At 64.7% G+C, this 12,175-nt stretch carries 10 protein-coding genes; 6 read left to right on the top strand and 4 right to left on the bottom strand.

Features of this window, described 5'->3' with window-relative positions; translation table 11 throughout:
• Positions 1-32: 32 nt before the first annotated feature.
• Entirely contained in the window at positions 33-1,580 is a 1,548-nt protein-coding gene (locus tag QA642_RS07860; RefSeq protein ID WP_283084157.1) for an acetolactate synthase large subunit, read from the bottom strand.
• 365 nt (positions 1,581-1,945) lie between these two features.
• Between QA642_RS07860 and QA642_RS07855 the strand changes: the two genes are divergently transcribed.
• Positions 1,946-2,527 carry a L,D-transpeptidase gene (locus QA642_RS07855; protein WP_283084156.1) on the top strand — a complete coding sequence of 194 codons (582 nt, stop codon included), beginning with the start codon at positions 1,946-1,948 and terminating at the stop codon, positions 2,525-2,527.
• 207 nt (positions 2,528-2,734) lie between these two features.
• On the top strand, positions 2,735-3,550 hold the full coding sequence (locus tag QA642_RS07850; protein ID WP_283084155.1) for a DUF2927 domain-containing protein: 816 nt from the start codon (positions 2,735-2,737) through the stop codon (positions 3,548-3,550).
• A 179-nt stretch (positions 3,551-3,729) separates the two neighbouring features.
• On the opposite strand, the gene QA642_RS07845 is transcribed toward QA642_RS07850, so the two are convergent.
• A complete protein-coding gene (locus QA642_RS07845; protein ID WP_283084154.1) occupies positions 3,730-4,857 on the bottom strand; it encodes a threonine synthase in 1,128 nt (375 codons plus the stop codon).
• A gap of 388 nt (positions 4,858-5,245) precedes the next feature.
• Here QA642_RS07845 and QA642_RS07840 point away from each other — a divergent pair, with 388 nt between their 5' ends.
• The 3 genes from QA642_RS07840 to upp all read left to right on the top strand — a co-directional run bounded on the left by QA642_RS07840 (position 5,246) and on the right by upp (position 8,534).
• Positions 5,246-6,502: a GTP cyclohydrolase II gene (locus QA642_RS07840; RefSeq protein ID WP_283084153.1), complete on the top strand. Its 1,257-nt coding sequence runs from the start codon at positions 5,246-5,248 to the stop codon at positions 6,500-6,502.
• 7 nt (positions 6,503-6,509) lie between these two features.
• On the top strand, positions 6,510-7,748 hold the full coding sequence (locus QA642_RS07835) for a URC4/urg3 family protein (RefSeq protein WP_283084152.1): 1,239 nt from the start codon (positions 6,510-6,512) through the stop codon (positions 7,746-7,748).
• 156 nt (positions 7,749-7,904) lie between these two features.
• Positions 7,905-8,534: a uracil phosphoribosyltransferase gene (upp, locus tag QA642_RS07830; RefSeq protein ID WP_283084151.1), complete on the top strand. Its 630-nt coding sequence runs from the start codon at positions 7,905-7,907 to the stop codon at positions 8,532-8,534.
• 291 nt (positions 8,535-8,825) lie between these two features.
• Here upp and QA642_RS07825 read toward each other — a convergent pair whose 3' ends face one another.
• Entirely contained in the window at positions 8,826-10,481 is a 1,656-nt protein-coding gene (locus QA642_RS07825) for a winged helix-turn-helix domain-containing tetratricopeptide repeat protein (RefSeq protein WP_283084150.1), read from the bottom strand.
• A 162-nt stretch (positions 10,482-10,643) separates the two neighbouring features.
• Between QA642_RS07825 and QA642_RS46475 the strand changes: the two genes are divergently transcribed.
• Positions 10,644-10,868: a DUF1127 domain-containing protein gene (locus QA642_RS46475; RefSeq protein WP_349253829.1), complete on the top strand. Its 225-nt coding sequence runs from the start codon at positions 10,644-10,646 to the stop codon at positions 10,866-10,868.
• A 196-nt stretch (positions 10,869-11,064) separates the two neighbouring features.
• On the opposite strand, the gene QA642_RS07820 is transcribed toward QA642_RS46475, so the two are convergent.
• Positions 11,065-12,174 carry a M48 family metallopeptidase gene (locus QA642_RS07820; RefSeq protein ID WP_283084149.1) on the bottom strand — a complete coding sequence of 370 codons (1,110 nt, stop codon included), beginning with the start codon at positions 12,172-12,174 and terminating at the stop codon, positions 11,065-11,067.
• Position 12,175 lies beyond the last annotated feature (1 nt).

The following is a 12,175-nucleotide window of genomic DNA, read 5'->3' as shown; positions in this document are numbered from 1 at the left end:
CTCCGGGCCTCGGCGCTCTGGGTTGGTACGCCCTACATCTGGACTTCGATCAGCCGCGGCCCGGGCTCGGCGACCGCCTCGGCCAGCGCCTTGTTGAGCTCGTCGGCATTGGTGACGGCGCGGCCGGGCACGCCCATGCCCTTGGCCAGCGCGACGAAATCGAGCGTCGGGCGGTCGAGGCGGAGCATGTCGTTGGCGCGCTGGCCGGGCTCGCCGGCGCCGACATTGTCGAACTCGCCGCGCAGGATCTGGTAGATGCGGTTGGCGAACACGATGGTGACGATATTCAGATTCTCGCGGGCCTGCGTCCACAGCGACTGGATCGTGTACATCGCGCTGCCGTCGCCGACCATGGTGATGACCTTGCGGTCCGGGCAGGCGATCGCAGCCCCAATCGACAGCGGCGTCGAGAAGCCGATCGAGCCGCCCATGTTCTGCAGCCAGTCGTGCGGCGCAGCCGCCGCCGTCGGCGGGAAGAAGCCGCGGCCGGTGGTCAGCGATTCGTCGACCATGATCGCGTTCTCGGGGATGGCGCAGGCGATCGCCTGCGCGATCGAGGCGAAGGTCAGCGCGCCGGTCGGCTTCACCAGTTCAGCCAACGCCTGCGGCTTGACGTCCTTGGCGCTCGCCTTCACGGCGCCGGCCAGCGCTTCGAGCGCTGCGACCGAATTCTCGCCCCAGGAGGTCATGCGATGCACCTCGCAGCCCTGGGGCTTGAGCATGCTCGGCTTGTTCGGATAGGCGAAGAACGCCACGGGATCGTCGGACTCGACCAGCACGATGTGGCGGAACTTCTCCAGCATCGGCAGCGCGTTCTCGATCACGTAATGGATGCGGTCGATCGAGAAGCGGCCGCGGCCACGCGCCATCTTCGGGCGGAAGGTCGGGCCCATCACGGTGCAGCCGGTCTTGCCGGCGATGCGTTCGGCCAGCGCCAGGCCCTGCTCGCTCAGCGCGCTGCCGGTCATCAGCAACAGCGTACCTTCGCCGTCCCCGTGCAAAATCTTGGCGGCCCGCTCGACCGCCTGCGGCGAATAGCTCGCGCGCTGCTGCTCGGCCGGCACCTCGGCGATGCCGTCGGCCTCGTTCCAGGCGGTGTCGGCGGGCAGGATCAGGGTCGCGATCTGCGGCGGCGCGCTTTTCGCAGCCGCAATGGCCGCGGCGCCGTCGGCGGCGACCGATTTGGAATCCGGGGAGGTGCGGACCCAGGACGACATCGGCCGGGCCAGGCCCTCGATGTCCGAGGTCAGCGGCGCGTTGTAGCCGATGTGGTAGACCGCGTGCTGGCCGACGATGTTGACGATGCCGGAATTGGCCTTCTTGGCGTTGTGCAAATTGGCAAGGCCGTTGGCGAGGCCGGGGCCGAGATGCAGCAGGGTCGAGGCCGGGGTGCCCTTCATGCGGAAATAGCCGTCGGCGGCGCCCGTTACCACGCCCTCGAACAGGCCGAGCACGCAGCGCATGCCGGGAACGCGGTCGAGCGCCGCGACAAAATGCATCTCGGAGGTGCCCGGGTTGGTGAAGCAGACGTCCACCCCGCCCTTGACCATCGTCCGCACCAGGCTTTCCGCACCGTTCATTCTGTCTGCTCCCGCAACCGGCGATTTCCAGTGATCCCCGCGATCAATCATTGTTCGCGCGTGCCGTCAAAGCAAGAGCGGCCATTGCGGCCCTGCCCCGCGCCGCAATTCGCGGGCTTGGCTAATGCCCCCGTTCCGATGGAATCGAAATGGGCATTAGATTCTTGTTTTGACGCGTTTTCTTGATGCGAACCGGTATCCACTTCGCTTGAAAACGCTCTCATGCTTTCCGGCAAACTGTCGCGGTTGCCGATTTGCTAACGCCATTCGTTAAGCAAGGCCTCCTCACGGGGCCGTGGCTTGCGAAAAGCCCGCGAATATGGCCTCTGGCCCTTGTTGAAGAGATTTTTTGCTTGGGGGTACCAATGATCCGGTTTTTCGCCGCGCCGATTGCCGCCATCGCACTGCTGACCGCCACCGTGCCCGGCGCATTCGCCGAAGGGTTCGACTCGCGCGACATCATGGGCGGCGGACCGAACTTCTTCTTCCGCGGCGGCTCGAGCCCAATCCCCCGCACCACCGTCATGTACAACGGCAACTATGCCCCCGGCACGATCGTGGTGAACACGGCCGAGCGCCGGCTCTATCTGGTGCTCCAGAACGGCCAGGCGCTGCGCTACGGTATCGGCGTCGGCCGCGACGGCTTCCGCTGGGGCGGGGTGCACAGGATCACCGCCAAGAAGGAATGGCCGGATTGGACGCCGCCCTCGCAGATGCTGGCCCGCCGGCCCGACCTGCCGCGCCACATGAAGGGCGGCATCGAGAATCCGCTCGGCGCACGCGCGATGTATCTGGGCTCGACGCTGTACCGCATCCACGGCTCCAACGAGCCGGAGACGATCGGCCAGGCCGTGTCCTCGGGCTGCTTCCGCATGACCAACGACGACGTCACCGACCTCTACAGCCGCGTCTCCGTCGGCACTCCCGTGGTCGTGCTGAACAACTAAGGCCTGCGCGAACTTCCGTAGGGTGGGCAAAGCCGAAGGATCGCGCCAACGCGCGGTCCTTTGGTGTACCAACCATTTTGAGTTGGTGGGCACGGCGCTTTGCGCCTTTGCCCACCCTAGGCATCGTGCTTGAGCGCGGGGAACCCGCCGGGCGCGTGAATTTGTGGGCTTGTGCGCGCGAGGCGAATACGGCAGCGTCGCGCAACGATGAGCGCATTCAACCAGCCCTCGGCTGCCGTCCGCCTCGCCCTGCTGGCGCTTGCAGCGCTCGCATCCGTGCCTGACACCGCTACCATCGCCGCCGCGGGCGAATTGCCCGCGATCGCCTCGCGCCAGCGCAGCGAGAAGAAGAGTTTTACCGACGGCGAGATCGTCGAAGGCTTTTTCAAGACGGCGTTCGGCGCCGAATATCACCTCGCCGGCCGCGTCGACCGCATCCGCAAATTCGACGGGCCGGTGCGGGTCTACGCCGAGAGCGACCGCGCCGACCGCAAGGCGCAGCTCGCCAAGGTCGTGGCCGACATCGGCAAGCGCGTACAGCATCTCGACATCGCCATGACCGGGACCAGCGAAGCTGCGAACGTGCGGGTCAAGCTCGTGCGCGACCGCGATCTCTTCCGCACCATCGCGACCTTCTACGGCGTGGACAAGGCGCGCGAGATCCGCTCCTCGCTCGATCCGCAATGCCTGTCCGGGTTCCGCAAGAACGACGATTTCGAGATCGAGCATTCCGACGTCATCCTCACCGTCGACAACGGCGACTTCACCTTCCTCGACTGCGCCTATGAGGAGCTGCTGCAATCGCTCGGGCCGATCAACGACACCACGAGCGTGCCCTGGACCATGTTCAACGACAACGTCTCGATGGGCTATTTCGACGTCTACGACCAGTACATCCTCAACCTGCTCTACGACCCCCGCATCAAGGCCGGCATGACCGTACCGGACGTCAAGGCCGTTCTGCCGCAAGTGCTCGCGGATGTCCGGGCCTGGGTGAAGCAAGTGAATGATCTGAAGGAGTGATCCCTCACCCTCTCCCCTTGTGGGAGAGGGTGGCTCGCCGTGGAGCGGCGAGACGGGTGAGGGGTCTCTCTCGGCGAGTCCAGTTCTAGCTTGAGTACGCGGAGAGAGACCCCTCATCCGGCGCTTCGCGCCACCTTCTCCCACAAGGGGAGAAGGGAAGAAAGTGCGGCCTCCTCGCCCTACTGCACGAGATCGGCGACGGTGGTTGCGGCCTTCAGCCCCGTGCCGGTGAGGACGGCGACCGTGGTCTCGCTCGCCTTGATGGCCCCAGCCGCGGAAAGTTTCTCCAATGCAGCCGCCGCGCTGGCGCTGGTCGGCTCGGCGAACAGGCCCTGCCGCGCGAGACGGCGAAGCGCGGCGACGATCTCGTCCTCGGTGAGCGCAATGGTGCCGCCGCCGCTCTCGCACAAGGCGGCGATGATCTCGCGCAGGCGCAGCGGATTCTTGATCGCGGTTCCCTCCGCAATGGTCTTGTTCACCTCGCGCGCGACGGGCGTATCGACGCCGGCCTGGAAGCTCGCATCGATCGGCGAGCAGTTTTGCGGCTGCGCCGCGAACAGGCGCGGCAGTCTTGCGATCTGGCCGGCCTTCAGCAACTCGCGGAAGCCGAAGGCGCAGCCGAGCAGGCTGCTGCCGGCGCCGACGGGGACGATGACGTTGTCGGGCGCGCGGAAGCCGAAGTCTTCCCAGATCTCATAGGCCAGCGATTTGGTGCCTTCGAGGAAGAACGGCTGCCAATTGTGGCTGGCATAGAAGGTCTGGCTCGACTGGCGGATGGCCTCGGCTTCCGACTCTTCACGGGGACCCTCGACGAGCTGCACCGTCGCGCCGTAAGCGCGCACCTGCGCGATCTTGGCCGGCGACGTCGAGGCCGGCGCCAGAATCTTCACGCGCATGCCGCCGGCGGCACCCAGCCCCGCCATCGACGAGCCGCCATTGCCGGAGGAATCTTCCAGGATGGCGTCGACGCCGATCTGCCGCAGGAAAGACAGCATCACGGAGGAGCCGCGGTCCTTGAAGCTGCCGGTCGGGTTGAACCATTCGAGCTTGAAAAAGGGCCGCAGGTCACCCCAACCCTGCTGAACCAGCGGCGTGCAGCCTTCGCCGAGCGTAATTGGCATTGCGATCTCGACCGGCAGCGCCGCGCGATAACGCCAGAGCGATCGCGTGCGGCTGTCGATGTCATCCCGCGAGATGCCAGCCCCCGGCGTCACCAGCAGCGGCGTGCGCTCGTCCGAGCACCAGCGCGGCTGGTCGAGCGGGTAGAGCTTTCCGTTGCGCGGGTCGATATAGCTGGCGGTGGACATGGCATTCTCCGGGGCAGAGCCGATCCGGACCATATGTCCGAATGCGGGCGGCTTATCCAGTCGGTCGCGGCCGCACCGCGCGCGGAGCATGGCACGCAAGCGCTCGGCGCGGCTCCCCACCAGCAAGATAAATATAGTAATTTCAATATCTTACAGAATTCCCGCGCGGGCAAATGTGCCCCGGCGGTCCGCCCGGACCATGGCGCCCGGCAGCCCTGCGCCATATCTCATGGGAGGTAGCCCGCCCCGACCTACGATTAACTTGTCTGTCGTGGCTCGCCGCTACAATATGTTGGATTGAGCTTGCGTCGCCGGTGCTCCGCATGGGCGATGCAGGTGAGCCAGGCCCGTCCAAGCGGCGGGCCGTTGGCTTTTTGGGAGCCTGGACATGAGCCGCGCGAACCGTACCGAGCATATCCGCCTGACCTCCCATCCGGAGCCGGGCAAGAAAGCTGCCTTCCCGATCCACTGGGGTGCCGCAGATGCGCGCGCCCGCGGTCCGATCATCGGCACGGTGTCGCGCGCCGGAGATCGCAACGTGATCGGCAGCCACGGCGGCTCCTACGCGATGTACCGCGCGCTCGCGGTCTCCGCCGGCGCGCTCGATCCCATCAAGCGCCCCGATCTCACCAACACCTTCCCGGCCGCGACCATCGGCCCGTTCGAGCAATGGCGCGATCCCGCAAAGATCGTCGCACTCGATCCGTGGGGACATCTCGTCGCCGAGAATTTCGGCAAGGACATCGCCGAGGGCGTCGATATCCGCCCAAGCATCGCGGTGACGCGGGCGCGGCTCGATCTGCCGGAGATCCGCGAAGCGCTGGCCGCAAAGCGGCTGCGCGCCGACGGTGAGGTCGTGCACGCCAATGGCAGCGTCTCGGTGGTGAAGATCGCAATCGATCCGGTCTGGTACCTGCCCGGCCTTGCGACGCGGTTCGGCACCAACGAGACCGAGCTGCGGCGCACGCTGTTCGAGCAGACCGCCGGCATGTTCCCCGAGCTCGTGACCCGGCCGGACCTGAAGGTGTTCTTGCCGCCGATCGGCGGTACCACCGTCTACATGTTCGGCGATGTGACAAAACTGCCGGACCATCGCACCAAGATCACCTGCCGCGTGCATGACGAGTGCAACGGCTCCGACGTGTTCGGCTCCGACATCTGCACCTGCCGGCCCTATCTGATCCATGGCATCGAGGAATCGGCGCGCGGCGCGCAGGAGGGCGGGCTCGGGCTCGTCGTCTACAACCGGAAGGAAGGCCGCGCGCTCGGCGAGGTCACGAAATTCCTGGTCTACAATGCGCGCAAGCGCCAGGAGGACGGCGACGCCGCCGCCGCCTATTTCGAGCGCACCGAATGCGTCGCCGGCGTGCAGGACGCGCGCTTCCAGCAGCTGATGCCGGATACGATCCACTGGCTGGGCCTGAAGCGCATCGACCGCTTCCTGTCGATGAGCGACATGAAATACGACGCGCTGACCTCGCAGGGCATCGACATCGTCGAGCGCGTGCCGATCCCGCCCGAGCTGATCCCGGCCGACGCCCATGTCGAGATCGCCGCCAAGAAGGCCGCGGGCTATTACTCGACCGACATCGCGCCGGAAAAGGATATGGACGGCGTGGTCGGCCGTTCGCTGGAAAAATACTGATCGCGCGATGGCGGACGCTTTGGAACGACAGGCACGCTCGCTGCTCACCGCGACAGCGGTGCGCGCACGGGCTGGGCAGATGCTCGAGACCGGCCTCGCCGGCGGTTTGAGCCACTTCACGATCGATCTCGACCGCATGGACGGCGTCGCTGAGGCCGTGCTCGCAGTCACGCGAAAAGCCTATCCGACGCTGGACATTCCGTTCCATGCGCGCTGGCGGCATTTTGTGCTTGGCGGCGTCGATCGCTGGGCGCGGTTCGCCGACGCTGCATCATGGCCGGATCGCGCAGCGCGGGCGCGCGCCGAGTTCGATCTCGCCATCGTCAGCGTGCTGCTCGATGCCGGCGCGGGCGCCGCGTGGCGCTATCGCGACGCGGTGACGGGGGAAAGCATCGGCCGGTCCGAGGGGCTTGCGATCGCCAGCCTCGATATGTTCGCGAGCGGCCTCTTCTCGCGCGATACCCGCGCGCCGTTCAGGGTCGATGCGGGCGTGCTCGCAGAGCTGCCGCTCGCCGCGCTCACATCCGCGTTCCAGGTGAACGATGCCAATCCGTTGCTTGGGCTCGAGGGACGGACCGATCTGCTGCGGCGTCTGGGCGAACTCGTTGCGGACCGTGCGGAGATTTTCGGCCTGCAAGACACGCCGCGGCCGGGCGGCCTGTTCGACCACATCGCTGCGCAGGCTACGGACGGGGCCATTCCCGCGCCCGCCATCCTGTCCGCGGTGCTGAACCAGCTAGGGCCGATCTGGCCATCGCGGCTCGAGCTCGCGGGTGTCCCGCTCGGCGATTGCTGGCGCCATCCGGCGCTCAAGACGGATGACGCAACCGCGGGCCTCGTGCCGCTGCACAAGCTGTCGCAATGGCTGAGCTACTCGCTGATCGAGCCACTCCAGCGGGCTGGATTTGAGGTCACGGACATCGATGGGCTCACCGGGCTTGCCGAGTACCGCAATGGCGGCTTGTTCGTCGATCACGAGGTGTTGCGCCTGCGCGACGCTGCCGATGCCGAGCGTGCGCATGAGGTGGATTCCCTGCTCGTCGTCGAATGGCGCGCGCTGACCGTCGCGTTGCTCGACCGTCTCGCCGAATTGGTTCGCGCAAAACTTGGCCGCACGCCCGAGACACTGCCGCTCGCCAGCATCCTGGAAGGCGGCAGCTGGGCCGCGGGCCGCGCCATCGCCTTTGCGCGCCGCCCCGATGGTTCGCCGCCGCTCAGGGTGATCAGCGACGGCACGGTTTTCTAAACCCTCTCCCCTTGTGGGAGAGGGTGGCTTCGCGAAAGCGAAGCCGGGTGAGGGGTCTCTATCCTCACCAACGGTATTGCAAGTGGAGAGAACCCCTCATCCGGCGCTTCGCGCCACCTTCTCCCGCAAGGGGAGAAGGAAGAAAGGTAGCCGATCATGGAAGGCGTCACGATCGTCGATCATCCGCTGGTGCAGCACAAGCTGACGCTGGTACGGGACAAATCCATCTCGACCAAATCGTTTCGCGAGCTGATCAAGGAGATCGGCATGCTCTTGTGCTACGAGGTGACGCGCGATTTGCCGCTCGCTGACACCGTGATCGAGACGCCGCTGGCGACGATGCACTCGGCAAAAATCGCCGGCAAGAAGCTGGTGTTCGTGCCGATGCTGCGCGCCGGCACGACCTTCGTCGACGGCATGATGGACCTGGTCCCGACCGCGCGCGTCGCCCATATCGGCCTCTATCGCGAGCCGCACAGCTTTGCCGCGGTTGAGTACTTCTTCAAATCGCCGTCCGATCTCGGCGAGCGCCTCGCCATCGTGGTGACGCCTGTCGTCGCCACTGCCAACACGGCCGTCGCTGCCATCGACCGGCTGAAGGAACGCGGCGCCAAGGATATCCGCCTCGCCTGCCTGATCTCCGCCCCGGAAGGACTGGAGCGGCTGCGCGGACTGCATCCGGACGTGCCGATCTGGACGGCTGCGGTGGATGAAGGCCTCGACGAGAACGGCTTTATCCTGCCGGGCCTCGGCGATGCCGGCGATCGCGCCTACGGGACGCGATAAGCGGCGAACCTAGATTCTTGTTTGACACAGTGGACGGGCTTCCCGTCGTTTCTGAACGGAAAATTCCTTGCCAGCGACCAAGACACGGCCGCTTGGCGCGGTGCATCCGCGACCCCGACACCAACCATTCGGACACGCACTGATGACGAAAGTGGTTCGCCGATCACAAGCCGCCAGGATCATTTGTTCAGCCATGTCGTTTGCTTTGGTGCTGCTCACGGTCCCGGTGCAGGGACTTAGGGGACAAGCTGGGCAAAGTCCGGGATGTCTGATCGTGACCCATGTCTGACATCACCCTTCAGGTACCCCGGCCATACGCATGCCCGCGTAGAAGCGTTCGCGCCGCGCTAAGTAACTCGGACTGTTGCTGGGTGACTGGCTCTGGAACCGGCGGATGGTAAAGGCTGGATCCAACGCTAGCCCCGCCTCCGCGGCGGCGCGGGCCTCTTCGAGCGACCCAAGCAGCGCAAACGCGACAGCAAGATGGAAATGCGCGAGGGGAAAATTGCGGTTGGCCTCGACGCTCCGGCGCAGCCAGGCGACCGCCTCGGCGTTGGCATCGAGGTAAACGCTCGCAATGCCAGCCCACATCATCCACCGGTGCGCGAACACATCGCGGGGTGAGAGGCGCAACGCTTCACGGACATGGGTCTCGGTCTCCTCGGCATGACAAAGAAAATGCTTGGCAAGACCGATCCAGCCGTGAGCATTCGCGAGATTGCGATCCAGCGACAAAGCCTGCTCACATTCGACAATGCCCTGGGCGACGCGCCCCATAAAAATATGAACGGCGCCCAGATACATGTGAGCCTCGGCGTATTGCGGAGCCAGCGACAACGCCCTCATTAAGGTCGCCTCGGCCGTCGCGAGGAGCACGGCCCGATCGTCAACACCAAAGTTAGCGGCCTTATTGAAGTCGACTGCCGCCGCGCCAACGAGTGCTTCGATGTTATCGCGATCGAGCACCAAGGCGCGCTCGAAGAAGCTTCGCGCTTGCCCCAGGTGTTCGTTGGTCAGCCCCTTGTGTAGGCATGCAATACCTCGGAAATACAATTCCATTGCGTCTGGATGTAACGAACGCTCGGCTCGCCGCGCCTCGGCCGCAATGAGCTGGGCATCCAGCGTATTGGCGAGCCTTGATACGATTTCGTCCTGCATATCGAAAAGGTCGGCGATGAACTTATCGAAGCGTTCGGCCCATAGCTGATTGCTTGTTTCCGCGTCGATCAGTTGCACATTAATTCTAAGCCGATTTCCGCTTCGCTGCACGGAGCCTTCCAGCACATAGCGGACCTTCAATTCACGCGCGACCTGCTTCACGTCAACTGCTTTGCCCTTGAAGTTGAACGATGTGCTGCTGGCTATTACGAACGAGCTTCTGATGCGCGATAGGTCCGTAGTCAGGCTTTCGGTCACGCCGTCGGCAAAATACTCTTGCTCGGGATCACCGCCGATGCTGGTAAATGGTAGAACAACAATAGACAAGCGCGGTGCCAAAGCCGGCATCGACGCCGCTCCTCCGTCGTCAGTCCCCAAGCCAAGTTCATCCCCGAGCACAGTATAGGGATGTTCCGGGCGGGCAACGCTTTTGCGATTCAGGTCGCCCTCATCGGCAACGACGAGCGCCCCAATAGACTGCGCCTCCTGCACTGCGCCAACGAAGCGGAAGCCCTTGCGCGGCAACGTTTTGATTAGGCGCTGTTTCTCGCCAGAATCGCCAATCGCGTTCCGAGCGGCGTTGAGGCGAGTCGTCAGTGCGGCATCCGAAACGATGCGTCCATTCCAAACAGCTCTGATGAGATCGTCCTTTGTGACGACACGCTCCCTATTTCTGATCAGGTAATCGAGCAGATCGAAAACCTGCGGCGCGATAGCGACCACGTCGCTTCCGCGATGCAGCTCGCGCCGGTCCGTGTCAAAGACGTAGTCCTCAAAGACATAGCGCAAAGCACCATTCTCCTTGGTAGTCTTCGGATATCAAAAGGCGCTCTAATCTGGAGTGAAATACAAAGAATAAGCCTGCGGTAAAGGAAATGTAAGCCATTCATTAAGCGCGCCGGCACTTGCTTTGACAGTCTTCAAGCCAAAGCAGGCTCGAGAGGTGCAGCTATGAAGACGAACGAGTTGGGACAGACCATCCCTTCCATCCCTTCGACACAGCGTGCCTTCCGTTTCTTCGAAACTTATTGGGTTGCGTTTCAAGCAAGGCGAAAACGAAAGAGGGCGCAAGCCGATTTGTACTCTCTAAATGATAGAGAACTAAGGGATATGGGCATTACCCGCGGCGAGATCGATAACGTCACCTCGCACTTCGCTGTCGACCCGCGGCGTTGATACAGGTCGCTGGGTCGCCGATCGGCATAGCGGACGAAGAAGGACCTCGACATATCCTTCGTTGGAGCGCTGCCAGGTTAGTCAGCGCTCCGGCCCGGATGTCTCTTCTTGGCCCCCAGTAGTCCTCGGTCTTCGACGCCGTGATGTCTGCTTTCAGAGGTGAAACAGACTTTTGCTGGAATTATGGGTACGCGCCCTAAATCTTCCCGCTGCCGCAGATGCCCTTCAGCGCCTGCCATTCCTTGTCCGTCAAGAGCGGCGGGCCGCTGGCGGGGCGATCCTCTTTCGTCATCCGCGCAAGGCGGTCCTCGGTCAGCGGGTGGCTGGCGAGGATCGTGAAGCCGCTGCCGCCTTCCTTGCCGGTGATGCGGAACATCAGCTCGGCGGCGGGCTTCGGCGAGCGGCCGAGCTTGTGCATGATCTCGATCGCGAAAGTGTCGGCGCCGGTTTCGGCCTCGCGCGAATAGGAGGCTTCGACCACGCTGCGCGAGGCGAAGATCACGGCGCTCGAGCCGGTGACGTCGCCGAACAACAGGCCGATCAGGAACGAGGTGCCGCCGTTGTAGATCAGCCCACGCATGTTGTCGTAATGCTTGAGATGGCCGAGCTCGTGGGCGAGGATGCCGGCGAGCTCGTCGGGGTTTTGCGCCTTGTCGAGCAGGCCCCTCAGCACGTAGACCTTGCCGCCCGGCAGCGCGAACGCATTCGGCACCGCCGTCGGCAGCACGCCGGCGGTCATGGCATCATCGTCGAGGCCGGCGGCATCGCGCAGGCGGTTGACGAGCTTGGTGAACGCGGCCTTGCCCGCGGGCTCTTCGCACACGCTGCGGCCGAAGATGGTCTTCACCTGGACTTCGGAGGCATCGCCGATGCGGCGCTCGATCGGCTTCGGCACCAGCGGCGCGAGCCGGTCGGCGGCGAGCGGCACGCCGAACAGCACGACGCAGACGATGGAGACGGCGGCGGCCACCGACCAGCCGACGATTTTTGCCAGCCCGCGGCGCGAGGTCTGGTGCTCGTCGAGCCGCGCACAGCGGACCATCACCTGCGTGGCCAGCGCGACGTCGCGGACCTCGAGCCGCGCCAGCAGCGGCGCGGTCGTGCAGGACAGCCGCAAGATGCCGGCCGGACTGTCGGCGCGGCGGATGTCGGCATAGGCCCAGCGCACCGGCGCTTCGCCCTCCTCGACGATCTCGAGCGCATCGCCGAGCGCGAGCGTCACCTGCCGCCTGCGGCTCGAAACGCCGTCGAAGAAGATGGTCGGCTTGGCGGACTGCGCCGGGGCCTCGGTGGACAGCTCACTCACA

It is taken from the genome of Bradyrhizobium sp. CB2312 (assembly GCF_029714425.1).
GTDB lineage: Bacteria > Pseudomonadota > Alphaproteobacteria > Rhizobiales > Xanthobacteraceae > Bradyrhizobium.
Note: the sequence above shows the minus strand (reverse complement) of the source record. Positions and strands in the feature narration are given on the sequence as shown.

Coding starts and splice junctions, on each gene's coding strand:
- QA642_RS07860 (WP_283084157.1), bottom strand. CDS start 1,580: ATGAACGGTGCGGAAAGCCTGGTGCGGACGATGGTCAAGGGCGGGGTG.
- QA642_RS07855 (WP_283084156.1), top strand. CDS start 1,946: ATGATCCGGTTTTTCGCCGCGCCGATTGCCGCCATCGCACTGCTGACC.
- QA642_RS07850 (WP_283084155.1), top strand. CDS start 2,735: ATGAGCGCATTCAACCAGCCCTCGGCTGCCGTCCGCCTCGCCCTGCTG.
- QA642_RS07845 (WP_283084154.1), bottom strand. CDS start 4,857: ATGTCCACCGCCAGCTATATCGACCCGCGCAACGGAAAGCTCTACCCG.
- QA642_RS07840 (WP_283084153.1), top strand. CDS start 5,246: ATGAGCCGCGCGAACCGTACCGAGCATATCCGCCTGACCTCCCATCCG.
- QA642_RS07835 (WP_283084152.1), top strand. CDS start 6,510: ATGGCGGACGCTTTGGAACGACAGGCACGCTCGCTGCTCACCGCGACA.
- upp (WP_283084151.1), top strand. CDS start 7,905: ATGGAAGGCGTCACGATCGTCGATCATCCGCTGGTGCAGCACAAGCTG.
- QA642_RS46475 (WP_349253829.1), top strand. CDS start 10,644: ATGAAGACGAACGAGTTGGGACAGACCATCCCTTCCATCCCTTCGACA.